Source organism: Empedobacter sp. UBA1574 (assembly GCF_002322895.1).
Taxonomy (GTDB): Bacteria; Bacteroidota; Bacteroidia; order Flavobacteriales; family Weeksellaceae; genus Empedobacter; species Empedobacter falsenii_B.
Genome location: NZ_DCOI01000032.1, coordinates 125,891 through 151,857, shown reverse-complemented (window position 1 = coordinate 151,857; position 25,967 = coordinate 125,891). Strand labels below are relative to the sequence as shown.

The following is a 25,967-nucleotide window of genomic DNA, read 5'->3' as shown; positions in this document are numbered from 1 at the left end:
AGTTAAGTAAAAGCCCAAACAGATTGTCTGTTTGGGCTTTTTATTTGTAGCGAAGAGCAGAATCGAACTGCCGACCTCAGGGTTATGAATCCTGCGCTCTAACCATCTGAGCTACCTCGCCTAAATTTTAATTTTTGCAAAGGTAATTTTTTTTTGATTTTATAACAAAACTTATTTTGATTTTCTTTGGTAGATACAATTCATTTTATATCTTGCGACTTCAATAAAATAGAATTATGCCAAAAAAGAAATATCAAGTAGAATTTTCAATCAAGTCTTCACCGTCTTTGCTATATAACTATATTTCAAACCCTTCTGGTTTATCAGAATGGTTTGCAGATAACGTAAATTCTCGTGGAGAAAAATATACTTTTATTTGGGATGGACACGAAGAATCTGCATTTTTGATGAAATCTAAGCAAGATGGATACGTGCGCTTTCAATGGGAATATGATGAAGATACAAAATATTTCTTCGAATTAACAATTGTAGAAGACGATTTAACGAACGATGTATCATTAGTTATTACAGATTTTGCTGATGAAGACGAAGTAGAAGAATCAAAACAATTGTGGGAAAGTCAAATTGAAGATCTAAAAAAAATCTTAGGATCTGTTTAAAATCTATTATTTTGAAAATTAACTTAGGTGGCGTTATTGTCGAAAAAGCAAATGCAGAAATAGGAATTCAGAACAGAGCTTTTCGTAATGGTGATGCTGTAAAAGAAATTTTGCGATTTGTAAATGGTGAAATTATTGATTGGGAAGATCATTATTTCAATTTAATGGCTTCTATGCGTATTTACCGCATGAATATTCCGTTAGATTTTACACCAGAATTTTTTCAAGAACAAATCAATTTATTAGCAGAAGCAAATCAGACCAAATCAGGGAAAGTAGAATTTTTTGCGTTCAGAAATGATGAGGAAGATTATCTAAAAGCATCCATCAATTATTTGATTTCCATTGAAAATAGTGAAAATGATTGGGAGTTTTTACAAGCTGAAAACGAAATTGATGTTTACAAAGATTATGCGATCAATACTGCATTTTATTCACTTGTGAATACGTATCGTCCAGAAGAAAATATTGCAGAAATCTATCGTTTAGAGAATGATTATGCTGATATTATTTTGCTAAATGCAAACAAAAAAATGGCGCGTTCTTTACGAGGAAATATTTTTGTTGTGAATGGAGAAACGATTCGTACACCGAAAAAAGAAGAAGGTGTTATTACTAGTGTTTTGAGAAATAATTTCATTACAAAAATTAATAAAGCCGAAGAATTTAAAGTAGAAGAAGTCGAAATTTTTCCATTTGAAATTCAGAAGGCAGAAGAAGTTTTCATTTTGATTGATGGAATTGGAATTTTACCAATTACCAAAAATCGTAAAAAAGAATACACTTTAGACAAAACAAAATCGATTTTTAAGTATTTATAATTGATTAATTCATAGAAGGATCAGCGGGGGTGTTTAGCCAAATTAAGTTCTCACCTCCAAGCTGTTTCATCAATTTTTTCCACAAATCAGCATCCCAACGCTCAAAAATATCAAAATCCAAATCCGTTACAGCCCACGAATTATTGTTTAATTCATCTTTGATTTGCTTTGGTGCCCAACCACAATATCCAATAAAAAACTTGATTTCATCTTGACTAATCAAATTCTGATTTACTGCATCACGCACATCTTCATATACGCCAGACCAATATAAATTTTTAGTAATTTTTTCACTATTTCTGATTAAATCAGGTCGTTTGTGAATATAATAGATGTTTTCTTTATCGACAGGTCCACCTTCAAAAACAATAGATGCAGACTCCATTTCAGATACAAAAATACTAATCGGAATATGAGAAGAATGATTAAGAATAAAACCAATACTTCCAGATTCTAAGTGTTCTGTAATTAAAATTACACTTCTCTGAAAAATATCGTTACTTAATGTTGGTTTTGCGACCAAAATAACTCCTTTTTTTATACTTTTGATAGACATTTTTGTTTCGGTTTTGTTACGTGAAATCTTAACGAAATATACAATTAGCTGTTTAAAAATATAAAATAATCATTAATGAAACAAGATTTAAGTTATAAAAGAAAAGTTTACGAAAAACAGTCGATGAATTTTGATTCGTTAAGAGAAAATCCGATCGAACAATTTCGTGATTGGTTTCTGCAAGCTGAAGAATCGGATGGAGTGGATGAAGCAAATGCGATGTCTGTTGCAACGATTGGTGAAGATGGATTTCCGAGAACGCGTGTTGTTTTATTGAAAAGATATACGGACGAAGGTTTTATTTTTTATACGAATTACAACAGTCAGAAAGGAAAAGCTTTATTAGAAAATCCGAAAGTTTGTTTGTCATTTTTTTGGCCATTTCTAGAAAGACAGATTATTATAAAAGGTGTGGCTGAAAAAACTTCGGATAATAATTCGGATGGATATTTCGAAACACGTCCAAGAAGTAGCCAGTTAGGCGCTTGGATTTCGGCGCAAAGTTCTGTGATTGATGAGCACGAAGATTTAGCGACAGAGGAATTGGAATTAGAAAAAAAATACGAAGGAAAAGAAATTCCTCGTCCAGCACATTGGGGAGGTTTCTTGATTCGTCCAACTGAGATAGAGTTTTGGCAAGGACGTCCAAGTCGTTTACACGATAGAGTTCGTTATGTTTTACAAGACGATTTTGATTGGAAAAAAGAGCGTTTAGCACCTTAAGATATAAAACAAAAGCCTCTAATTAAGAGGCTTTTGTTTTTGATGTATAGTCTAATAATGGTTCGTATTCTTTTAGGAAAGCAGCTTTTTTTTGAAACAATAAGTTATTTGAAACTTGATCTACAAAGTATAAATTTTCGATTAAATTTTCAAAAGCATTGTTGTTATAACCTGTAGAGTCAAAAAAGAAAATCCAATCTTCATCTATAAAATATTGTGCATTTTCAATTTCTCGAATAGTTATTTTTTCCTTTGCGATTTCACTTTGTAGAATATCTTTTGTTACATTTTTAAGTTGCTCTATTTGATTATTCAAAACTGTTAAAGCTTCGATTCTTAGCTTTTCATGAATGGGTTTTGTTGCAAAATTAATATGAGTTCTAATTTCATTTACCAATTGAATATTTGCTGATAAATCTGCTTCAACTTTGATGCAATCTTCTAACAAAATAGTTTTTTGTTCATCTAAATTAGATTTGAAAAATATTTTGATATTGTCTAAATATTCTGAGAACTCAGCTTCTTTTTCCTTATTTATTTGCTCTAATTCTTCTTTAACTTTCAGTACATCTTGTTTTTTATTGTAAACAACATTGTTGTATTTGAATGGTTGCGGCTTTTTTTGACCAGTAAAAAAATCTAATTGAAGTAAATCAATTTGTAAAGCTAAATATTGTTTTGCAACTAAAATATTTTCATCCGAAAACAATTCATTCGTAGGAATATTTTGTTGTTTATTCGTTAAATCAACTTCTTTAATTCGATCAAAAGGTAAATCATAATTTGTAAAAAAATGATTGTAAACTTTAGGGTAATTGTATTTATTATAAATGGTTTTAAACGTTTCAATAAATTCTGAATTATTTATTTCATTAACACGGTATAAATTTAATTGAAAGAAAAAATTGAATGTAAATTCTTCTTCAAATTCATTATTTTTTTGAAGTAATGTAATTGCTTTTGGAGATTTATCTATTTCAGAATGATGATTTGTAGACGCTATATTTGCCAAACGTTTGTCCATTTCTGGATGTGTCGACCATAAATCTTCAAATTGTAGTAAAGAATGATTTTGATTAAATTCATTAATTCCAACAATAGCTAAATTATTTTCTAAAAAAAGTTCGTAATCATCGATATAAAAGTCAACTAATTGATTCATGTTTTGATAAATATTAGTCGAAAACTTTTTATCATCTTGTAAATTTGTATAAAAATTAGCTAATTCTTGGTAAACAAATTGATACAATTCTATTCTCAATAATGGTTTGCTCATCGTCTCAATTCCCACAACATTTGTTGCAATTTGATCAGCATGAAATTCCATTTCTCGACTTAATTTTAGATAATTGAATTCTAATTTTTTGTGAATTATTTTCAAAATAGATTCAATCATTTTATTGTAAGCAACAGCGCCCATTGAAATAAAACCAACAATTCCATTAATTTGGCCTAAATTATCAACATCAAATTTTAAGGTTTGATTACTGTATAAAATATCTTCCATAATTTTGGTCGCATTTCCAACATGGCTACCAATTGTCATTGATTTTTGAGAAAAATGCCCAAATTCGTGCGCAATAATTCCTTTTAACTCATTTTGAGAAATACCATGAAGCAAACCAACGCCAATGGATAAGTTTTTTCTTGTTGGAAAAACTAAACTTTGCAAATTGTTCGAATAGGAAACATATGCATTTACATCATCAATAATAAATACTTTTTTGGGATGTTTTGTGCCAACTTTATCTGCGGTTGCTTTTATTAATTTGAATAATTCTGGTTGATCCGTTTCAAAAATTTCAATTCCATTTGTAGCTGTTTTTTTGAAAATATTTAGAATAAATTTAATATTATAGTAAACGATTAAACCTCCTAAAGCCAACAGTCCCAAACCTAAAAAAAATGGTAATCCACATTGGTTTAGCAATGACGATAGCGATTCCTCCACAAACACAAATTATGAAAATGATGATGCTCAAAATTGTAGAAAAGAAGAGAGTAATCAAGAAAAGAGCAATCCATACTGCCGATTTTTTTTGCGCCTTTTTGTACGTTTCGGAAACGTTTATTTTAAAAGAATTCATAGTGTTAATTAAAGTTTCGAATATAAAAAAACCTGATGAAATTTCATCAGGTTTTTTCTATATCATTTTATTGTTGATTATTTATTAAACTCTTGTGCAGTTTTACGAATAATCGCTAAACATTCGTGTAATTGTTCTTCGTTCATCACTAAAGGAGGAGCGAAACGAATGATGTTTCCGTGTGTAGGTTTGGCTAATAATCCGTTGTCTTTCATTGCAACACAGAAATTCCATGCTGTTTCAGATTCTGGTGTATCGTTGATTAAAATTGCATTTAATAAACCTTTTCCACGAACTGATTTGAATAATGGAAATTCTTCAGCCATTTTCGTGATTTCTGTTCTAAAAATTTGTCCTAATTTTTCAGAATTTTCAGCTAATTTTTCGTCCAAAACAACTTGCAAAGCTTCTGTAGCAACAGCCGCAGCTAATGGATTACCTCCATAAGTAGAACCGTGTTGTCCTGGTTTGATGACATTCATTATTTCATCATTTGCTAAAACTGCAGATACTGGATAAGCTCCACCTGAAACGGCTTTACCTAAGATTAAAACATCAGCATCAATATTTTCGTGATCGATTGCTAACATTTTTCCTGTACGTGCGATTCCTGTTTGAATTTCGTCCGCGATAAATAAAACATTATGTTGTTTACATAATTCTTCACAAGCTTTCAAATATCCTTCAGAAGGTACATTAACACCAGCTTCTCCTTGAATTGGTTCTACTAAGAATCCACAAATTTTATCTGCTTTTTCTTCTAAAATTTGTTTCAAAGCTTCAACATCATTGTATTCTACAGCTTCGAAACCACTTGTGTAAGGATTGAAATTTTTACGTGCATCTTCATCATTCGAGAAAGAAATAATAGTAGTTGTACGACCATGGAAATTGTCTTTACATACTACAATAATCGCTTCACCAGTTGGAATTCCTTTCTTTTCGTAACCCCATTTACGAGCAATTTTTAGCGCTGTTTCTACAGCTTCTGCACCCGTATTCATTGGCAATACTTTATCGAAACCGAATAATTCTGTGATAAATTTTTCGTATTTTCCTAATTCCGCATTATAAAAAGCACGAGAAGTTAACGTTAATTTTTCGGCTTGATCTTTCAACGCTTTAATAATTCTAGGATGACAGTGACCTTGATTAACAGCTGAATAAGCTGATAAAAAGTCGAAATATTTTTTTCCATCAACATCCCAAACGTAAACACCTTCACCTTTTTCCAATACAACTGGAAGTGGGTGATAGTTATGCGCTCCGTATTTTTCTTCTAATGCAATTAATTCTGCTGATTTTTCCATGTAATGATTTGTTTTTGTTTGTTCGTAATATTTTATAAAAAAACCGACAAATAATGGTCGGTTCTATTTCGTTTCTAAATTTTTCTCAATTAATTGAATATCTTTTCCAAAGAATTTTTTTGCCACTTTTATAATATTATCTGTATTGTCAGAAATATAAAATGTATAGTTTGCAACAGTATCTTTCGCAGCCAATTTTCCTTCTTTTGCCAATTGATAAATTACTTGATTCACGACAATTAAAGGTGAATTTACGATATCAACTTTTCCTTCAAATACTTGATTGATTTCTTTTTCCAGATGTGTATAATGCGTACATCCTAAAATAATCGAATCAATTCCTTCTAATTTTTTGTTCAATAAATACGTTTCTAAAACTGCTTTAGAAATCGTAGAATTTGTAAAACCCTCTTCGATAACAGGTACTAAGAGAGGAGTAGCCATTTCAATAACCGTAATATGTTTATTTCGACGACGAATTGCTTTCTTGTACGCGCCCGAATTTACAGTTGCTTTTGTTGCAATAACACCTATCTTTTCTCTTAATTCGAACGAAACTTTCTCCGCAACAGGCGAAATAACATCGATAACAGGAACATCTTTTCCTGCAGCTTCTCTAATTTCTTTCAACGAATTAGCGGTTGCAGAATTACATGCAACTAAAATCGCTTTACAATTATTGTCTATTAAAAAATTAGTAATGTCTACCGAAAATTGTGTAATCGCTTCTTTCGATTTTTCTCCATAAGGCAAATTTTGAGTATCGCCAAAATAGATCAAACTTTCGTTTGGTAGCAGACGTTTTATTTCTTTTGCAAACGTCAAACCACCAACTCCAGAGTCGAAAACACCAATTGGTCTGTTATCATTCATATCGCAAATTTAACAAATTAATTGATGTAAAATAATCTAGAAGCAATTCCGTCTGCGAAAAATTTTGCTTCGGGTTTCAAAATAATTTTATTTTCTTTCTTTTCGACTAAATTTTCGTTGATTAATTGATTGAGTTCTTGATGAAAAGAATTAACTAAAGGTTGAGAAAATTCTGAATTAATTCGATTTAAATCTATTCCATAAATTGTTCTCAATCCTATCATTATCATTTCATTAAATTTTTCTACTTCATTTAAAACTTCAATTTCTTGAGGTAGATTATTTTCGTTGATAGCTTGTATGTATTTAGAATTATTTGCAATGTTCCAAGCACGAGTTTTTCCGTTATAAGAATGCGCAGAAGGTCCAATTCCTAAATAATGAATTCCTTTCCAATAATTAGAATTGTGTAAAGAAAAATACTCTTCTTTTCCGAAATTGGAGATTTCATATTGAATAAAATCATTCGAAGTTAAAGTGTCAACTAAAAGTTGAAATTGTTCGTTTTGACGATCTTCATCAACCGGTTTTGTGATTCCTTTTTTGATTTGATGATCTAAAATTGTTTTTTCTTCGACTGTTAACGCATAAGAAGAAATATGTGGAACATTCAGCTCAATTGCTTTTTGCAAATTTTGCTTCCACATTTCGTTGGTTGTGGTCGTAGAACCATAAATCAAATCAATAGTGATATTTTCGAAACCAAAATCTTGCGCCAATTTTATCGAAGTTTCAGCTTCTTGTGCATTATGTGCGCGATTCATTAATTTCAAATCTTCTTCAAAAAATGATTGAACACCAATCGAAAAACGATTAATCGGAGTTGATTTTAAGAAATTAAGTTTTTCTTTATTCAAATCATCAGGATTCGCTTCGAGTGTAATTTCCTTTAAATTTTTGGTTGAATAATTTTTATAAATCGTTTCGAAAATACTTTCTAATTCAATTTCGGACAGGATAGAAGGTGTTCCTCCTCCAAAATAAATCGTTTCTAAAGGTGTTGAAATTTCATCTTTTCTGATCTCAAGTTCTTTATTAATTGCTTGAATTAAATTTGATTTATGTTGAAGATTTGTCGAAAAATGAAAGTCGCAATAGCTGCATTTTTGTTTACAAAACGGGATATGAATATAAATTCCTGCCAAAATATTATGATTTGAAGCAAAATTATAATGAAATTATAGGCTAAAAAAATTGTTATAAAAAAAACTAAAAATTAATATTGGTTTTGTAAATAAATCTTATATCTTTATCAACGAAAATAAAATACTATGAATAAAGGAACTGTAAAATTCTTTAATGAAGAAAAAGGATACGGATTTATTAAAGATGACGAATCAGGAAAAGAGTACTTCGTACACGTTTCTGGTTTAACAGACAAAGTAGCTCAAAACGATAAAGTATCTTTTGACTTAGAACAAGGAAAAAAAGGCATCAACGCCGTTAATGTGAAAGTAATCTAATTAATATATTATCTCAACATATTTCTTGTAAGCGACCTATTTAGGTCGCTTTTTTTATTCTTTGATTTCGTCGCTATTTTGATAAAACTCTGCATCACGAAGCAATTCATTCACGAAATGATACAATCTTCCTAGCTGATATTTTGCCAAATAATGACCATATAAACTCGCTAAATAGGTTCCTAAAGTAATCAATAATGCAATAGGAATACTCCAAATCCATACACTATTTCCTTGTACAATATATTCGGAAACCGCATAAGAGCCTAAGGTGATAAAAATAGCTCCGCTCAAACCATACAAAAATGCGAAAAATGTCCAAACATTAGAAGGCGGACCAATAATTCCTCTTACAACCAAATAGTTAGGATGATCATCGTCATCTTCAATTCTGATTTGTAATTGCGGGTGCCAATATTTATCCTTGTCTTTGCGGACACGAATCATCGCAACTTCCTGATTGGCATAACCTCCGTATTCAGTAGAATTTGTTTCAAGGTGTTTTTTGATTAAATCAATAAATTCTTGTTTTGATAAATGCGTAAAAACCTTAAAACGTGGTCGGCTTAAAAGAGATTTAATTGGAACTTTTTGGCTCATATTCTATTACTTTCTTTAAATTTACAATAAATGTTTAGATTATGACAAAAATCATTTCTGATACTTATGAGAAAATTTATGAAATAGTTCGTCAAATTCCCGAAGGACGTGTTTCTACTTATGGTTTGATAGCAAAATATATAGGAGAAAAATTTTCTGCGCGTGTGGTTGGCTATGCGATGAATCATGCACATAATCGAGAAGATGTTCCTGCGCATCGTGTTGTAAACAGAAATGGTTTGTTAACTGGAAAACATCATTTTAATCCTTCGAGTTTGATGCAGCAATTGTTAGAGAATGAAGGTGTGGAGATTATAAATGATAAAGTGATTAATTTTAAAGAAATTGTATGGGATCCGAATGAATCTCATTAAAATCTGTAACAAAATTTACTTTCTTCTTACTAATTTTACAAATCAAATGATATAGAAAATGGAATTTTTATTGCAAGCTCAAGGCTTAACAAGAAAATATAAAGATAAAGTTGCGCTTAATAATTTTAGTATCAATATTCCACAAGGTTCTATTTATGGACTTTTGGGACCAAATGGTGCTGGAAAAACGACTTTTATTCGTATTGTCAATCAAATTACAGCGCCAGATAGCGGGACAATTTTGTTGAATGGAGAACCTTTGACGAAAAAATCAATCGGTCAAGTTGGTTATATGCCAGAAGAACGTGGTTTGTACAAGAATATGAAGGTTGGAGAACAGGCACTGTATTTTGCAAAACTGAAAGGTCTTTCTTCTGCGGAAGCTAAAAAACGTACCGAATATTGGTTCGAGAAACTTGATATGATGTCTTGGTGGAACAAGAAATTGAGCGAGTTGTCGAAAGGAATGGGACAAAAAGTTCAGTTTGTGATTACAGTTATTCACAATCCTTCTTTGCTGATTTTTGATGAACCTTTTAGTGGTTTTGATCCTGTAAATGCACAAATTATTGCGAATGAAATTCTTGAATTAAGAGATAAAGGAACGACAATTATTTTTTCGACGCATCGTATGGAATCTGTAGAGGAAATGTGTGATCATGTTGCTTTGATTAATCAATCGAATAAAGTATTAGATGGAACAATTGAAGAAGTTAGAAATCAATTTAAGACAGGGAAATTTTCGATTCAATTGAATGAAATTCCCGCTGATTCTCTTCAAAATTTAGCGAATGAATTTGAGATTTCGGATGTACGAAACGTTAATCAACGAACTGAATTTAATTTGTTGTACAATAAAGAAACACCAACCAATGTGATTTTAGATAAATTGATGCAAGTGGGGCAAGTTCATCAATTCAAAGAAATTATTCCTTCGATGAATGATGTGTTTTTGGAAGCCGTCAAACAAAGTTCAATTCCTAATCTTTAAGCTAATTTTCAAATGAAAAATATATTTTTAGTTGCACAACGCGAGTTCTTTTCTCAAGTAAAAAACAAAGCGTTTATTGTTATGACTTTTCTTTCGCCTTTGTTGATTGTTGGAGCAGGAGCGGTGATTTTCTTTTTGAGTTCTGCAAATAATTCCGAAGTGAAAAACATTGCAATTGTAGATGAAAGTACAGAGTTTGTAACCTCGTTTAAAACGACTAAACAAATGATGTTCAGTATTTACACGCCTCAAGAATTGCAATCAATCAAAGATACACTGAAAGGAAGCGAATATTTGAATGCGATTCTTCATATTCCGAAAAATACAGATGGAAATTATGATAATATTGAGAAAAATACTGAATTAATCACAAATGGAAATCTTGGAATTACTGATCGTGAAAAACTTTCGAGAACGATTAGTGATAAAATAGTAAAAGAAAAACAGGCAAAATCTGGTATTGACAAAGCGGCTTTAGAAGCTTCTAAGGCACGTGTTAACCTGAATGTTTTTAACGTTACAGACGGAAAAGAAGATAAAGGAATGGAGTTGAAAATCGGATTATCGATGTTTTTAACTTACATTATTTTCATGTTTGTGATGATTTATGGTGTAAAAGTAATGCGTTCTGTGGTTGAAGAAAAAAATAATCGTGTTGTCGAAATTATCATTTCTTCTGTAAAACCTTTCGAATTAATGATGGGTAAAATCTTAGGAACGACAATGGTTGCAGTCACGCAATTTGCAATATGGATTGGAATGACAATGGGGTTATTGATTTTATTTCCAACAATTGCTGCTTCAAGAATGGATATGTCGCAACAAATGATGAATCAAGCACAATTAGCCGAGACTAATCCAGATATGATGCAAAAAGTAACAGAAATTAGCGAAGTATTGTTAACGTTTAATTATCCGTTAATCATTTTTGCTTTTATTTCTTATTTTATCTTAGGATATTTGTTCTACAGCTCTGTTTTCGCGGCAATTGGTTCTGCGGTTGACAATGATACAGATACGCAACAATTTACATATTTTCCTTTAGTTCCGATGATGATTGGACTTTACGGAAGTATGACAACTTTCGAAAATCCTGATGGTCCAGTTGCTTTTTGGTTATCAATGATTCCATTGACTTCTCCCATCTCAATGATTACTCGAATTCCGTTCGATGTTCCGATTTGGCAATTAGCTTTATCCTTATTTTTGCTGTTAATCAGTACAATATTTATGGTTTATATTGCTGGAAAAATCTATAGAATTGGGATTTTAATTTATGGTAAAAAACCAACTGTGAAAGAAATGATTAAATGGGTTTCTTATAAAAACTAATTTTACACAACTTATAAAACTAAAAAAAGAGCTTGATTTATCAAGCTCTTTTTTTAATCGTCTATCGTATCTTTTTTGATGATTTTCGTATTATTTGGTACTTTTCCGTATAAAAAGTCGAGGTATATTTTACTGTAAGAATTAAATAATTGAAGTAATTTGAAATAATTTACATCATTCAATTCTATTTTAGATTCGGTATTTGTTAATGCATTTTCAATGAAATCTCTGATTTTGAATTTCGGAATTTTTAAATCATTTGTGAAATAATCTTCACCAAAATAATTCTTAATTTTTGTAATTTTATCGTATTTATCTTCATAATCAAGCAATGCTTTTCGTTGTTTGGCTTTACCAGAAAAAACATCATAAATACGCCCAATATCCAATCTCGTCAACGTAATATCTCCACTCAAAAATCCAGCTTTCAACGAAGATGTGTCTTTTATAGGTTTGATATCAGGATTAACACCAAGACTTTTATAAAGTTTTGTTACAACATCAGCTTTTTTTCCATTTTTGACATCTTTTTCAAGAATTCCTGTCAATTTTTGACCAATATATGCGGTATTCAATTGAATTGTCTGTACAGCTAAATGCACTACAATTGTTTGTTTATTGAACAAATTTGGTCTTAAGATAATTAGTCGATTTTCGTACCAATCAGATTGTATTTTTAGCGTGTCATTTACTTTTGCTTGAATAAGAAAAGTTCCTGTAAAATTAGAAATTGTTGTATGATTTGTTCTCAGATTTGTAACGTAAACTCCTTCTGCTGTATCGTCAGAATCATCAATGATAATGTTTCCCTGAATCCATTTTTCTTGTGCGAAAATAAAATTCGACAACAGCAATATTAGAATGGTAAATAGTGATTTCAATTGTTCGTGATTATACGTTTAATTATTTGTACGAAGATAAGTCTTAATAAATTAGCATCAATTTTGTTAACGTTTATTGGCTAAATTTTAAAAATCTATTAAGAATTATTGATTTTTGTTTTGATTTAATTCATTCAAATAATCTTTCGCATAAGATTCTAAATCAATCATTATCGTACCAAATTGTCTGCTCAAAACTTTTTCTTGAAGCGGATAACGCGCATTAACATAATATAAAAATTCTTCTATTTTATATTCAGGAATTTGTAATTGATTTGTATAAAAATCTGTAGGATAATAATGTTTAACTTCTTGAACGAGAGAAAGTTTTGTTTCGTAATTACGTACACGACGTTGCTCACGATAAAATCCATTCATATGACCAATCAATCGAACAGGATTTAAAACATCCATTGGCTTGAATTTTGCAATATCTCTTTTAGGTTCTAAATCTCGTAAACGTTGATCAAGTCCCATTTTATCGTACAAATCTGTTTTATTATCCTTGTGATATTTAGGTTGTAAAGGGCCTTTACCAATTGTAGCACCACTCAATTCAATTGTTTCAATATCCAAATGTGCTTGTAAAAAACCTTTGTTGTAAATATTTTGATTGACTACAATTTTTCTTGGAATCAAAAAATCTGCTTCAAACAAAATTGTATCGCCAACATTTGCTTGGATAGAATAATAACCCGAAGAGCTTGTACATGTCTTACTTTCTGACGTCAGATTTTCTATACGAGCACCAGAAACTGAGGAAATATAATCGTTTCCTTCGTCTACAACCACAGAACCAGTAATCAACTTATTTTGTGCAAAGCTGATGAATGGAAATATAAATAGTGTGTATGTTAACCAATATCGCATGTTAGATTTAACCTTTTATTTTTTGTTTCATTTTCGACCAACGATAATTTCGGATGAATTTTTCTTGATCTCGATTTACCATTTTTTTTGTACCATTAATTTTAGCTTCAAAAAAACCTTTCAAATAATACAAAATATATGTGGGTTTCTTTTTACGTAAAGCCAATTTTGTGCCAGCAATTAATGTAATCCAAAATCCATAACCTAATGCATAATAAGCCGCACCTTGTTTGTAAAGCGCCGATTTATTGTAACTCGCGCCAGTTGGTTTTAGATGTTTGATGTGTAAAGATTCGTCTGTAACAACTTTCCAACCATAATATTTACACAACAATTCGTCTACTGTATCCCAACCCATATGTGCGCGTAATCCACCAATTTTTTCGTAACAATTTTTTCTATACGCCTTAAATGCGCCACGAATATGGTCTTTATCTGTCAGATTTTCAAGAATCCATTTTCCGTCCTTATCAATATACGCAAAACCACCAACCATTGCAATATCTTCCTCATGATTAAAATGAGTTAAAATAGTCTCAAAATAATTGAAAGGAATATCTAAATCAGCATCCAATTTAACAATAATATCATAATTAGGATCAATGATTTCGTAACCTTTCAAGAAAGCTTGTATCACTTTGCTTCCTGGCTGATGTTCACCTTTTGATAAGATATTTCTTAATTTGATGAACGGATATTTAGCTGTAAATTCTTCTACAATTTGTTGTGTTTTATCGGTTGAATGATCATTTACAACAATCACTTCATATGGTAAAACAGTTTGATTAACGAGAGAATTTAGCGTAATCGCAATAAAATCTTCTTCGTTATGTGCAGGTATAACAATAGAGTATTTAGTAAGTAAAGTCTTTTTTTCGTTCTGCGTAGACAGCATAATATCTTGGTGTAATTCTTCTTAATAAGGGTCTTATTCCCAGTTTGTTTGATGGATGCGTCCATTTGTGACGATGTATTACATTCCATCCAGCTTTTTCCATTAACATGTCAAATTGCCAATCTTCAAATTCGTGATAATGTACATCTCGCGCATCATTTTGATTACGATAAGCAGGCGAAAACCACAAACGCATCGGAATTGAAGCTAATAATTTATCTCCAGGCAAATTTCTTAGCACTTCCATTGGATTTACCAAATGTTCTAAAATTTCTAAAGCCGTTACAAAGTTAGCATCATAATTTTGCAAATCCTTATAATAATAGTCCAAATCGTCGCCATTTGTATTTTTTACATCAAAACCATTTTCCAACATCACATCTGTAAAAGGATTTTTGATTCCTAAATCAAGAATTTTATCAGTAGGTTGAGCAAATTGTTTCAGCAAAGCTAAGGTTTCATTGTATCTTTTTTGTGGATATATTTTGTACATTGTGTTAGTTGTTTTCGGATGATAAATTTAATCATCTATTTTAATATTGCTCGTTTCTATTTTAAATTTTTTTATTGCAAATTTGCCAGATGAAAACGATTGGATATTATCGATTACGAAACAAAAATAAAGTAGAAGGTTTTGCGAAGGAGATAGATGGAGTGACCTATTTTAAAGGTTATAACGAGTTTTCTTGGCACGAAAATGCTTTACAATTTGATACCATAGATATTGGAATAGATATATTGGATAAACGAAATCGACGATTATTTACCAATGATATTGTGTTGTATAAAGTCTCTAAAAAACCATTCTTGCGTACAGGTTTTGTCGTTTACGAACCAAAACTGAAAGAATTTGGAATCGTAGATCAACAAAGTTTTCATTTTACACCTTTCTATGTTGAAGGTTTGTGTTTATTCGATCATGATAAACTCGAAGTAATTTCTCATTTATTTACGAAGAAAGAGGTTTCTAAGTAAGTTTAACGAGATTTTTCCATTAATTAAATTTGAAAGAAAGCAAAATTGACTGTACATTTGGGTCGTGAAACTATGGGCAACTTAAATTTTAATTTTTTTATATATAACAACTTCAACTCAATTGTGTCAGTTATATAAATTGCCTGTGTTTATTTCTCATTTTATTGAACATGATAAAGGAGGAGACTTTTTGGATGAAATGAAAACTTTTTTAGTTCATCATTATGGTGGACATGAGGTTGATGCGGATTGGGAAACTGACCAAAAATTACCTTTCATGAAAGTTGAGTTTGTTCATATCGACTTTTTTTTCTCTCCCATAAAACTCTTTGATGTTTTACACTTAGATAAAGAAATTTCTACGACTTCAATCAAAACATTTGATGAAGATTTCTTATATACTCATTATTTAGATTCTATTTGGCAACCGCCAAAACAAGCGTGATTTTTTTAGATTTTACGATAGATTGATTCTTTCAATTTATCCAATTTCAGCTATTTACAACTTGTATTTAGCACATTTTTAATCTATACAATTTTACGATGTTAAATAAAATTATTGATTTTTCAATCAAGAATAAATTTATCGTGGGTTTGTTTACGTTGGCTTTGTTGATATTTGGTATTTACGATGCGACAAAATTACCCATTGATGCACAACCTGATATTACATCTAATCAGGTTCAAATTATCACTGTAGCGCCTTCTTTTAGTGCAGAAGATATTGAGCGTTTAGTGACTTTTCCTATCGAACAAGCTAATTCTAATATTGGTGGGATTACCGAAATTCGTAGTTTTTCTCGTTTTGGATTATCATTGGTAACCATTGTTTTTGATGACAATACAGATGTTTATTGGGCGCGACAACAAGTAAGTGAACGATTGATTCAGGTTCAAAATGAGATTCCCGAAGGTATTGGAGAACCACAACTTGGTCCAATTTCGACAGGTTTGGGCGAAATCTATCAATATGTTGTTCGTCCCGCCGAAGGTTACGAAGATCAATATGATGAAACTGAATTAAGAACAATTCAAGACTGGATTGTTCGTCGTCAACTTTTAGGCGTTCCTGGTGTGGCAGATGTGAGTAGTTTCGGAGGAAAATTGAAGCAATACGAAATTGCAATTGATCCGCAACGTTTACAATCTTTTAGTCTGACAATTAATGATTTATTTGATGCACTGAGTGAGAATAATCAAAATACAGGTGGAGCTTATATCGAAAAAGGTCCTACTTCTTTATTCATCCGTTCTGAAGGTTTAATTGGTAACATCGAAGATATCGAAAATATTTTGGTCAAACGTTCGCAAAGTGGAACACCTATTTTATTGAGAGATGTTGCAGACGTAAAAACTGGCTTTGCTACGCGCTATGGTGCAATGACATATAACGATACAGGTGAAGTTTCTGGTGCAATTGTTATGATGTTGAAAGGAGCAAATAGTAACGAAGTGGTTAAGAATGTACAACAACGTATCGAAGAAATCAAAAAGACATTACCTGATGGAGTTGTTATTGAACCTTTCTTAGACCGTAAAAAAATGGTTGACAATACTATTCATACGGTTGAAACGAATTTACTTGAAGGAGCCTTAATCGTTGTCTTTATTTTGGTACTTTTCTTAGGTAATTTACGTGCTGGTTTTATTGTAGCTTCTGTCATTCCTCTGGCCTTATTATTCGCGATTATTATGATGAATATTTTTGGTGTAGGTGGAAACTTGATGAGTTTAGGCGCATTAGATTTTGGATTGATTGTCGATGGTGCTGTGATTATTGTAGAAGCGGCGATGCATCAGTTAGCACACAACAAAAAATTTGGGTTGAAGAATAAATTAACGCAAACTGAAATGGATCAAACAGTTGGTTCTTCAGCTAAAAAAATGGTGAATTCGGCTGTTTTTGGTCAAATTATTATTCTAATCGTTTATTTACCAATTTTTACTTTACAAGGAATAGAAGGAAAGATGTTCAAACCAATGGCGCAAACAGTTGCTTTTGCTCTGATTGGTGCATTTATTCTTTCGTTGACTTATGTTCCGATGATGACTACTTTATTCTTAAGTAAAAAGAAGAAAGTCAAACCAAATTTATCGGATCGTGTAATGGCTAAAATTGAGATTTTCCATCAGAAATATTTAATCAAAGCCTTAAAAGTTCGTACTATTATTCTAGCTGTTGTACTTTCACTTTTCACTATTGCTGTTTTTGTGATGTCTCGTTTAGGTGGAGAATTTATTCCTGCCTTAGAAGAAGGAGATTTTGCTGTAGAAGCGCGTATTTTACCAGGAAGTAATATTACGACAACAATAGAATACACAAATAAGGCAGCTAAAATACTGAAAGATCGTTTCCCTGAAGTTGAAATGGTTGTCACGAAAATTGGGAGTGGAGAGATTCCTACCGAGCCAATGCCAATGGATGCAGGAGATATGATTATTGTTTTGAAACCTAAAAAAGAATGGACTTCTGCCACAACTTTTCCAGAATTATCGGATAAAATGAGTAAAGCTTTGGAAGATGTTCCAGGACTTTCAACGGGATTTCAATTTCCTGTTCAGATGCGTTTTAATGAATTAATGACAGGAGCACGACAAGATGTGGTGGTGAAAATATTTGGTGAAAATTTAGATAGTTTAGCCAATAATGCAGAGAAATTAGGAAAAATAATCAATACTGTAAAAGGAGCGCAAGATTTGTATATCGAACCAATTAATGGAATTCCACAAGTTGTGATTGAATTTGATCGTGCTTTATTAGCGCAATATGGATTGAGTATTGGAGAAGCAAATCGAATTATTAATATGGCTTTTGCAGGACAATCTACTGGAATGGTTTTCGAAGGTGAAAAACGTTTTGATATGGTGGTTCGTTTAGCAGAAGACAAACGCGAGAATATCGAAGATATTCGAAATTTATTGATTCCTACTGCTTCTGGAATTCAGATTCCATTGAATCAATTAGCAAAAGTAGATTATAAAAATACGCCAAATCAAATTCAGCGCGAAGATGCAAAACGTAGAATTGTTGTTGGATTTAACGTAAAAGGACGCGACATAGAAAGTGTTGTACAAGAATTACAACAAAAAGTTGATGCTCAAATAAAACTTCCTACAGGTTATTATACAACCTATGGTGGAGCTTTCGAAAATTTGAATCATGCTAAAGCTCGTTTAGGTATCGCTGTTCCAGTCGCCTTGGTTTTGATTTTTGTCTTGTTATTTTTTGCATTCAAATCAATCAAAGAAAGTTTATTAATTTATACAGCCATTCCGCTTTCTTCAATCGGTGGAATACTATTCTTAGCTGCGCGAGATATGCCTTTTAGTATTAGTGCTGGAGTTGGATTTATCGCACTTTTTGGAATTGCCGTTCTAAACGGAATTGTATTAATATCAGAATACAATCGTCTACGTGATAACGGAATTAAAAATACAACTCGAATTGTTATTATGGGAACACGAACTCGTCTTCGTCCCGTTCTAATGACAGCTGCCGTAGCCTCTTTAGGTTTCTTACCAATGGCTCTTAGTAATGGTTCGGGCGCAGAAGTTCAACGTCCATTAGCAACTGTTGTTATTGGAGGATTAATGGGCGCGACTTTCCTTACTTTATTTGTTTTACCAATTTTATATGTTATGTTCGAAAATATTCATTTTAAAAAGAAATCAACTCGTCATAAATCAATTCCTACAGCTATTTTATTAGTTCTAGCTTTGTTTGGAACAACTGCTAATGCGCAAGAACGTATGAGTTTTGATGAAGTTGTCAAGTTAGCTGACGCGAATAACCTCGAAATTAAACAAGCAGAATTGACTACTGTTTATCACGAGAAAAATGTGTTTGCCAATCGTTCGCTTTCACCTTTAGATATAGCTGCGGAATTTGGACAAGTGAATTCAGGTGAATTTGATAACAAGTTTACTATTTCGCAATCGTTTCAATTTCCTGTGGTTTTTAAACGTCAAAAAGCTTTGAACGAACAAATGATCAGTACTTCTAAAGCAAATGAACAATTGACGAAAGTTGAAATTAAACAACGATTAGCTAATCTGTATGTCAATATGCAAAATACAGAATATCAACAAGATTTATTGAAAGAAAATGAATTGATTTACCAAGAGTTTTTGAAGAAAGCAAATTTACGTTTGAAGAAAGGTGAATCAAACCGAAGTGAGGTTTCTACAGCTATTATTCAATTGAAATCGATTCAAAATCAATTGAGATTAGTTGAGAATGAATTAGAAAATGAATCAAGACAAATTCAATTTTTAACCAATTCATCATTCAAAATTTATCCAACAAAAGATGGTGTAAATTGGAATGAAATTGCAGGATTATCTGTTTCAGGTACACACCCAATGTTAAAATTAGCTGAAGAAAATATTCAGACTTCTACTTTAGAAACTGAAATAGAAAAATCAAAGAAAATTCCAGTTTTAACAGTTGGATATTCAAATCAAAGCTTTTCTGATTTGGATCAAAATCGATACAATTCTTTTCAAGTAGGAGTTGGCTTACCTTTATTTAATAGAGGAATTAATTCGTCAATTGAAGCCTCAAAAGTTAAAACTGATCTTGCAAAACAAGCGTATACTTTACAACAATCGAAGTTGCAACAAGATTTTGATGTTTTAAAAAATAAAGTAAACTCTTACGAAGAAATAGTAGGAGATTTTGAGCAAACTCAACTTCCTGCTGCGAATGATTTACAAAAAACAATTAATCGTCAATTACTAGAAGGAGAGATTAATTTTTTGGATTGGGTGATTCTGAATAATCAAATCATCGAAGTGAAAACAAAGTTTCTAGAAGCAAAGAATCTACGTAATCAGGCTTATGCCGCAATGACTTTTTATACTGCACAATAATATGAAAAAATATATCTTAATGCTTTGTACATCTTTTGTTGTGATGAGTTGTAACAAAGAAGAAACAAAACCTGAAGTAGAGCAAAAAGCAACTATTTCTACTTCAATTTTAAAGTTGACAGATGCTCAATTAAAGAATTTTGAAATTGATACAACCTCTTTACGTCATCAGAATTTACCTACAACTATTCGGCTAAATGCAAAGACGGCAGTAACCCCAGAAAATACTATTTCTATCACCAATGCCTTTGGTGGTTATGTGAAACGAATTGCACTAATTCCAGGAAATTATGTCAATAAAGGACAAGTTTTGGTGGTTTTAGAAGATCCGCAGTATATCCAAATGCAAGAAGATTATCTCACAACAAAAGCTTTGTTAGAGCAGGCTAGTGCAGATTATGTTCGTCAAAAGGATTTGAATGCAGAGCAAGCAGCAAGTGACAAAGTGATGCAACAAGCGAAAGCAACACGTCAATCGTTGATGGTAAAGAAAAGTTCCTTGGAACAGAAACTAAGATTAATGAATATCAATCCTTCCTCAGTTTCGTTGAGTAATATCCGACGTACCATCAATGTTTATGCACCGATTAGCGGAATGGTGAGTCAGGTTTTTGCGAATACAGGACAATATATTTCGCCAGCAGATGCGATGTTAGAAATTATTAATCCAGATCGTTCTTTGTTGAATGTAAAAGTATTTGAAAAGGATCTGAGTAACATTCAGATTGGTCAATTTTTGAAAGCTTATACCAATGCAAAACCAGATCAAAAGTTAGATGCGCAAATCACCTCAATTTCAAATCAAGTGAATGAAGATGGAACGGTTGATGTTTTTGCACGAATTACGAATGCGAATGGTACGCGATTAACAGCGAATATGTATTTCAATATCGAATTGCAAGTGAATTCGCTTGACGCGAATGTTTTACCAGAAGAAGCTGTAATTCAGTTTGAAGGAAAAGACTATGTGTTCGAAAGACAAACTAAAAATCAGTTTCGATTAGTTCTTGTAGAAATAGGAGGTTCTGCGAATAAAATGATTGAAATAAAATCTCCTCAAAATTCAGGAAAAGTCTATGTTTCGAAAGGAGCATATAATCTTTTGACTGCGATGAAAAATAGTGGAGAAGGAGATTAGACTTCGAATTATTGAATATAAAAAACGAGCAATTTATTGCTCGTTTTTTATTGAATTTTGTTCTTTTTAAATTAAAATCCAATTAGAAAATTTGCTATATTCATCTCATCTTGATCAATTTCATTAATTTTGGAAAAATGGAAAGTATATGCAAATTTTAGTAATCGAAGATGATAAGCGAATTAGCGATTTTTTAATCAAAGGATTAGAAGAAAATGGACATTTGGTTACGCTTTGTAAAGATGCGGAAACTGTTTTAGATGAATTTCTTACGATTCAGTTTGATTTGATTATTTGTGACATTATGTTACCAAAAATGGATGGAATTCAGCTTGTACAGACACTTCGTTACAAAAAAATATTCACTCCAATTTTGATGTTAAGTGCATTAAATACAGTTCAAGATAAAGTTTCGGCTTTGGACTATGGTGCAGATGATTACATTACAAAACCATTTCATTTCGACGAATTATTATCGCGAATCAAAGCTTTAACGCGTCGTAATCAGTTTCGTTCACAAGAAATTCCTGAAAATAAATTGATTTTTGATGACTTAGAAATCGATTTGGATCAATACAAAGTTTTTGTCAATCAAGAAGAAACAGAGCTTTCTCCTCGTGAATTTAAGTTGTTGAATTATTTAATCGAAAATATAGATAAAACCGTTACTCGTATCCAAATTTTAAATGCTGTTTGGGGAATAACATTCGATAATCACACCAATGTTGTGGATGTTTACATTTCGTATTTGCGTAATAAAATAGAGAAAAATGGTATGAAATATATTCATACAGTAAAAGGCGTTGGTTATATGTTTAAAGCTTAAATTATGAAGTTAAAACATCGATTAGCGCTTTATTCAGTCATTATTTTTAGTATCATTATTTTGATTGTTTCTACAATTATTTATTTTTCTTTTTATACCGAAATGGAGAAAAAAGAGATCAAATCATTGCAGAATAAGACACTTTTGGCTTCTATTTATTATTTAGAAAAGGACGAATTACCTGTTTTAGAACATAATAATATCAAAAATCAATTAGAGAAGACGATTTCCCGAAAAAATATTTTAATTGTTGATCATAACAACAAAAAATACAATGGAAATATGTCGTCTAATAAAGATATTTCAACCAATTTTATAGAAAATATTCGTGCCAATAAATCAGATTTTTTTACAAGTAAAGATTTCTTTTATAACGGAATTTTTTATCGTGATAATGAAGGTGATTTTGTTGTAATCACGCGTGAATCTAAACAAGAATTTAACGAACAAATGCAATCGTTACTTCAAATTTTGATTTCGGTTTCATTGGTTGGGTTGATTTTTATTTATCTATTTTCTAATTTTTTAGGAGTAATTGCTTATGAACCGATTACAAAAATTATTGAGCAAATAAAAGAGCGTGATGCAAAGAATTTTACTGAACCTTTAAAGCTCAATAAATCGTATGCGGAGATTGAAGATTTAATCAAAACCTACAATCATTTTATTGATCGAATAGCGCAAACTTTTAATGTACAAAAGAATTTTATCGATTATGTTTCGCACGAATTACGAACTCCAATTACAGCATTATTAGGGACTTTAGAGGTAACTAATCATAAAAAAAGAACGCTCGAAGAATATGAAAACGTGATTGTGCAATTGAAACAATATACGAATGATTTGCAAGAAACGTTAGATCAAATGATGTTGCTTTCGGGTGCAAAAACGAGTTTTGAATTTAGTCAAATTCGAATTGATGAGGTAGTTTGGCAAGTGATTGAAAATGCTATTTTGTATCATCAAGCACGTATAAATGTGGATTTACAAGTCGAAAATAATCAATTGTTAACCATTCAAGGAAACGAAAAATTATTAGAAGTAGCTTTGAATAATTTAGTAAGTAACGCGATAAAATATTCGAACAATCAACCGATTTTAGTACAGTTTTTGGAAATCAATCATCGTTTACAAATTCATATTTCCGATTTGGGAATTGGTATTTTAGAAACCGATATCAAACAAATTAAACAAAACTTTTTTCGAGGAAAAAACACGCAAGATTTTCAAGGAAAAGGTATTGGACTTTCGATGGCGAATATTATTTTTACACTTCATCAAATTGATATCGAAATTGTTCCAAATAAACCTAAAGGAACGATTGTTAAACTCATTTTCTAATCTACTTTTAATCTAACTTAAAACTCGCCTTAATCTTACACTTTTACTTTTGAATTTTCAAAAAGAGTAGAAGTGAAGAAGATCTATTATACTGCAATTCCAATTATTTTTGCGATGCAAACACAGGCGCAAAACGTAACGTTGGACAATCTAGAAGCCGCGTTTTTACAAAAAAATTATGCACTCATTGCGAATAAATTCAATGTTGACAGAATTGATGCTGAAATTATTCAGGAGAAATTATGGCAAAATCCAACGTTGAGTATTTCTGAGGTTAATCTTTGGAAAACTTATAATGTAGAAGAACAGCCTTATTTATTCGGTAAATACGGGAAAAATCAACAAATTTCTGTCGAATTAGAGCAATTAATTGAAACGGCAGGTAAACGAAAAAAGCGTGTTGCGATTAAAGAATTAGAAAAGAATTCGGCACTTTTTGAGTATGAGGAATTGTTGCGTGAGCTGAAAAAAGAATTGAGACAAACATATTTTTCGTTGGCGCGTATTCAATCTGAAAAGAAAGAATTGCAAAATAGTATTGATTTATTTGAACAGATGATGACGCAATATCAGCGACAAGCAGATTTAAAAAATGTTCCGAAAGCAGATTTTTACAGACTTCAAACAGAATTAATCGGTTTACAAAAAGATCAAATTGAGCTAGAAAATCAAGAAATTGAATACATTAATAAACTTCGATTGTTAACGCAAAACTCAGATTTAAATGTAAATGAAATCGATTTTTCAAGATTCAATTCTCATTCCAAATCAATCCCATTCAATGCTAAACAATTAGCAAAAGAGCAAAATATAGCGTTAAAAAAACAAGAAAATGAAATCAATTTAGCTGAAAAACAATTGATTTTAGAAAAAGCGCAACGTACACCAGATTTGGCTTTTCAGGTAAATTATGATCGTGGTGGAAATATTATGCGCGATTTTGTAGGTGTAGGTGTAAGCATTGATTTACCGATTTTCAATACGAATAAAGGAAACATCAAAGCTTCAGAAATTGTACTGAATCAACAACAAATTACGAAAAATGCGCTACATTCTGAGTTAGATATTTCGATCGATCGACTTCAAAATCAAATTAGTCAATTGGATAAAGCTCTTATTCAGTGGAAAAAATTGAACAATCAAGAGCAACTAACCATGATTGACAATTACAAAAAACATCTCCAAAATAAACAAATCACTTTATTAGAATTTATTGATTTTACGCAGGCTTATCGCGAATCTCAAAAAGCTTATTTGGATTTATTGGAAAATTATCAAAACACATTCGAAGAACTAAATTATATCGTTGGACAAGATTTATAAAATGATGAAAAAAAGTTTTTATTTTTTAGCTGCTTTTACTTTGGTTTTAAGTAGTTGTAACAAGCAAGAAGCCCCGAAAGAAGCGGTAAAAGAAGACAAATTTTGTTTGAACGAACAATTGAAAAAGTCAACTGAAATTGTAGCTGTTTTAGAGCAGCCGATTCACGAACAATTAACCTTGTCAGGAAAAATTGAATACAACGAAAATGACTTGGTTGGTTTTAAAAGTTTGCTGCAAGGAGTGGTAGATAAAGTGAATTTTGAATTAGGTGATTATGTGCGTCAAGGTCAAGTTTTGGCAGTTGTAAAATCGAACGAAGTGTTGGATTTGGTACAGCAAAAGCGTTATCATCAAAATCAAATGGATTTGATTCGAAAACAAATCAAGTCGAAAAAAGAATTGTTGAATGATGGAATGGCTTCTCAACCCGAAGTTACAGAGGCAGAACACGAATTACAATCAACGCAAATTGAAATTGATAAAATCAATGCAACCTTGAGAATGTATCGTGCGGTTGGCAATGGTCAATTCCAGATTTTATCACCTAAAAATGGTTATATCGTTCAGAAAAACATGAGCGTTGGTCAATCTATTATTTCAGATTCAGAAGATAATTTATTTTCTATTTCTAATTTGAAACAAGTTTGGGTAATGGTAAATATTTACGCCAATAATCTGCAATATGTAAAAAAAGGAGATGCTGTAAAAGTGAAATCTATGGCGTATCCTGATCGAATTTATGTTGGAAAAATTGATAAAATATACAATGTGTTTGATGAAAATGAACACGTTTTGAAAGCGCGTGTTGTGTTAGAAAATCAAGATTTGAACTTGATGCCAGGTTTGAGTGCAGATATTATTATCGATAAACAAAATATTGTAGGAAATGCATTTGCGATACCAAACAAAGCCAAAGTTTTTGAGAACAACAAGGAATATGTGGTGGTATATAAAAATGATTGTACAATGGATATTCGAAAAATTACGACGATTGGTCAGAATGAAGAATTCACATTTGTTAGCGAAAAGTTTGCTCCAAATGAGAAAGTTATTTCTCGAAACGCTCTAATGATATTTGAGGAATTAAATAAATAA

General features: G+C 31.3%; 26 protein-coding genes and 1 tRNA gene. 16 read left to right on the top strand and 11 right to left on the bottom strand.

Annotated elements, in window-relative coordinates:
* Positions 1-47: 47 nt before the first annotated feature.
* Positions 48-121: transfer RNA gene (locus B3578_RS10280), tRNA-Met, on the bottom strand.
* 115 nt (positions 122-236) lie between these two features.
* Here B3578_RS10280 and B3578_RS10275 point away from each other — a divergent pair.
* A complete protein-coding gene (locus B3578_RS10275) occupies positions 237-620 on the top strand; it encodes an START-like domain-containing protein (protein ID WP_038330532.1) in 384 nt (127 codons plus the stop codon).
* A gap of 11 nt (positions 621-631) precedes the next feature.
* Positions 632-1,441: an aminotransferase class IV gene (locus tag B3578_RS10270; protein ID WP_221855234.1), complete on the top strand. Its 810-nt coding sequence runs from the start codon at positions 632-634 to the stop codon at positions 1,439-1,441.
* A 4-nt stretch (positions 1,442-1,445) separates the two neighbouring features.
* On the opposite strand, the gene B3578_RS10265 is transcribed toward B3578_RS10270, so the two are convergent.
* Positions 1,446-1,997, bottom strand: a complete 552-nt coding sequence (locus B3578_RS10265; protein WP_291048426.1) for a YqgE/AlgH family protein — start codon at positions 1,995-1,997, stop codon at positions 1,446-1,448.
* 75 nt (positions 1,998-2,072) lie between these two features.
* On the opposite strand from B3578_RS10265, the gene pdxH reads away from it, so the two are divergent.
* Positions 2,073-2,720: a pyridoxamine 5'-phosphate oxidase gene (gene pdxH / locus B3578_RS10260; RefSeq protein WP_221855228.1), complete on the top strand. Its 648-nt coding sequence runs from the start codon at positions 2,073-2,075 to the stop codon at positions 2,718-2,720.
* 22 nt (positions 2,721-2,742) lie between these two features.
* Here pdxH and B3578_RS10255 read toward each other — a convergent pair whose 3' ends face one another.
* A complete protein-coding gene (locus B3578_RS10255) occupies positions 2,743-4,614 on the bottom strand; it encodes a M48 family metalloprotease (RefSeq protein ID WP_291048421.1) in 1,872 nt (623 codons plus the stop codon).
* A gap of 11 nt (positions 4,615-4,625) precedes the next feature.
* Between B3578_RS10255 and B3578_RS10250 the strand changes: the two genes are divergently transcribed.
* Positions 4,626-4,895 carry a hypothetical protein gene (locus B3578_RS10250; protein WP_291048418.1) on the top strand — a complete coding sequence of 90 codons (270 nt, stop codon included), beginning with the start codon at positions 4,626-4,628 and terminating at the stop codon, positions 4,893-4,895.
* Here the strand turns inward: B3578_RS10250 and rocD are convergent.
* From rocD to hemW, 3 genes are all read right to left on the bottom strand, one after another.
* Positions 4,885-6,117: an ornithine--oxo-acid transaminase gene (rocD, locus tag B3578_RS10245; RefSeq protein WP_115000400.1), complete on the bottom strand. Its 1,233-nt coding sequence runs from the start codon at positions 6,115-6,117 to the stop codon at positions 4,885-4,887. The two genes, B3578_RS10250 and rocD, sit on opposite strands and share 11 nt — an antisense overlap.
* Positions 6,118-6,180: 63 nt before the next feature.
* Entirely contained in the window at positions 6,181-6,990 is an 810-nt protein-coding gene (gene murI / locus B3578_RS10240) for a glutamate racemase (RefSeq protein ID WP_125349482.1), read from the bottom strand.
* 17 nt (positions 6,991-7,007) lie between these two features.
* Positions 7,008-8,135: a radical SAM family heme chaperone HemW gene (gene hemW, locus B3578_RS10235; protein WP_115000397.1), complete on the bottom strand. Its 1,128-nt coding sequence runs from the start codon at positions 8,133-8,135 to the stop codon at positions 7,008-7,010.
* A 126-nt stretch (positions 8,136-8,261) separates the two neighbouring features.
* Between hemW and B3578_RS10230 the strand changes: the two genes are divergently transcribed.
* Positions 8,262-8,453, top strand: coding sequence for a cold-shock protein (locus B3578_RS10230; RefSeq protein WP_038330556.1), 192 nt, complete (start codon positions 8,262-8,264; stop codon positions 8,451-8,453).
* Between the two features lie 54 nt (positions 8,454-8,507).
* On the opposite strand, the gene B3578_RS10225 is transcribed toward B3578_RS10230, so the two are convergent.
* Positions 8,508-9,053 (bottom strand): hypothetical protein, encoded by a 546-nt coding sequence (locus tag B3578_RS10225; RefSeq protein ID WP_115000395.1) that lies wholly within the window; start codon positions 9,051-9,053, stop codon positions 8,508-8,510.
* Positions 9,054-9,094: 41 nt separating this feature from the next.
* On the opposite strand from B3578_RS10225, the gene B3578_RS10220 reads away from it, so the two are divergent.
* From B3578_RS10220 to B3578_RS10210, 3 genes are read left to right on the top strand one after another with little or no spacing between them, the layout of a single operon-like run.
* Positions 9,095-9,427 carry an MGMT family protein gene (locus tag B3578_RS10220; protein ID WP_115000393.1) on the top strand — a complete coding sequence of 111 codons (333 nt, stop codon included), beginning with the start codon at positions 9,095-9,097 and terminating at the stop codon, positions 9,425-9,427.
* Between the two features lie 58 nt (positions 9,428-9,485).
* Complete coding sequence (locus tag B3578_RS10215; RefSeq protein WP_280035614.1) at positions 9,486-10,418, top strand: ABC transporter ATP-binding protein; 933 nt, start codon at positions 9,486-9,488, stop codon at positions 10,416-10,418.
* 12 nt (positions 10,419-10,430) lie between these two features.
* Complete coding sequence (locus B3578_RS10210; protein ID WP_291048408.1) at positions 10,431-11,750, top strand: ABC transporter permease; 1,320 nt, start codon at positions 10,431-10,433, stop codon at positions 11,748-11,750.
* Between the two features lie 53 nt (positions 11,751-11,803).
* Here B3578_RS10210 and B3578_RS10205 read toward each other — a convergent pair whose 3' ends face one another.
* The 4 genes from B3578_RS10205 to B3578_RS10190 form a co-directional block, all read right to left on the bottom strand.
* Complete coding sequence (locus tag B3578_RS10205) at positions 11,804-12,598, bottom strand: hypothetical protein (protein ID WP_260392525.1); 795 nt, start codon at positions 12,596-12,598, stop codon at positions 11,804-11,806.
* 138 nt (positions 12,599-12,736) lie between these two features.
* The gene (locus B3578_RS10200) at positions 12,737-13,501 is read right to left on the bottom strand and encodes a hypothetical protein (protein WP_280035617.1); all 765 of its coding nucleotides are present in this window, start codon (positions 13,499-13,501) and stop codon (positions 12,737-12,739) included.
* Positions 13,502-13,508: 7 nt separating this feature from the next.
* Positions 13,509-14,396, bottom strand: coding sequence for a glycosyltransferase (locus B3578_RS10195; protein WP_286494880.1), 888 nt, complete (start codon positions 14,394-14,396; stop codon positions 13,509-13,511).
* Positions 14,356-14,889 (bottom strand): methyltransferase, encoded by a 534-nt coding sequence (locus B3578_RS10190; RefSeq protein WP_125349489.1) that lies wholly within the window; start codon positions 14,887-14,889, stop codon positions 14,356-14,358. Before B3578_RS10190 ends, B3578_RS10195 begins: the two co-directional genes overlap by 41 nt.
* A gap of 89 nt (positions 14,890-14,978) precedes the next feature.
* On the opposite strand from B3578_RS10190, the gene B3578_RS10185 reads away from it, so the two are divergent.
* The 8 genes from B3578_RS10185 (at position 14,979) to B3578_RS10150 (ending at position 25,967) form a co-directional block, all read left to right on the top strand.
* Positions 14,979-15,371, top strand: a complete 393-nt coding sequence (locus B3578_RS10185) for a hypothetical protein (RefSeq protein ID WP_125349490.1) — start codon at positions 14,979-14,981, stop codon at positions 15,369-15,371.
* A 139-nt stretch (positions 15,372-15,510) separates the two neighbouring features.
* Positions 15,511-15,816, top strand: a complete 306-nt coding sequence (locus B3578_RS10180) for a hypothetical protein (RefSeq protein WP_152606051.1) — start codon at positions 15,511-15,513, stop codon at positions 15,814-15,816.
* Between the two features lie 98 nt (positions 15,817-15,914).
* Positions 15,915-20,243 carry a CusA/CzcA family heavy metal efflux RND transporter gene (locus tag B3578_RS10175; RefSeq protein WP_291048394.1) on the top strand — a complete coding sequence of 1,443 codons (4,329 nt, stop codon included), beginning with the start codon at positions 15,915-15,917 and terminating at the stop codon, positions 20,241-20,243.
* Between the two features lies 1 nt (position 20,244).
* Positions 20,245-21,381 (top strand): efflux RND transporter periplasmic adaptor subunit, encoded by a 1,137-nt coding sequence (locus B3578_RS10170; RefSeq protein ID WP_125349493.1) that lies wholly within the window; start codon positions 20,245-20,247, stop codon positions 21,379-21,381.
* 148 nt (positions 21,382-21,529) lie between these two features.
* The gene (locus tag B3578_RS10165; RefSeq protein WP_125349494.1) at positions 21,530-22,207 is read left to right on the top strand and encodes a response regulator transcription factor; all 678 of its coding nucleotides are present in this window, start codon (positions 21,530-21,532) and stop codon (positions 22,205-22,207) included.
* A gap of 3 nt (positions 22,208-22,210) precedes the next feature.
* Positions 22,211-23,548, top strand: a complete 1,338-nt coding sequence (locus tag B3578_RS10160; protein ID WP_291048389.1) for a sensor histidine kinase — start codon at positions 22,211-22,213, stop codon at positions 23,546-23,548.
* Positions 23,549-23,620: 72 nt separating this feature from the next.
* Positions 23,621-24,871 carry a TolC family protein gene (locus tag B3578_RS10155; protein ID WP_291048386.1) on the top strand — a complete coding sequence of 417 codons (1,251 nt, stop codon included), beginning with the start codon at positions 23,621-23,623 and terminating at the stop codon, positions 24,869-24,871.
* Between the two features lie 4 nt (positions 24,872-24,875).
* Complete coding sequence (locus tag B3578_RS10150) at positions 24,876-25,967, top strand: efflux RND transporter periplasmic adaptor subunit (RefSeq protein ID WP_291048383.1); 1,092 nt, start codon at positions 24,876-24,878, stop codon at positions 25,965-25,967.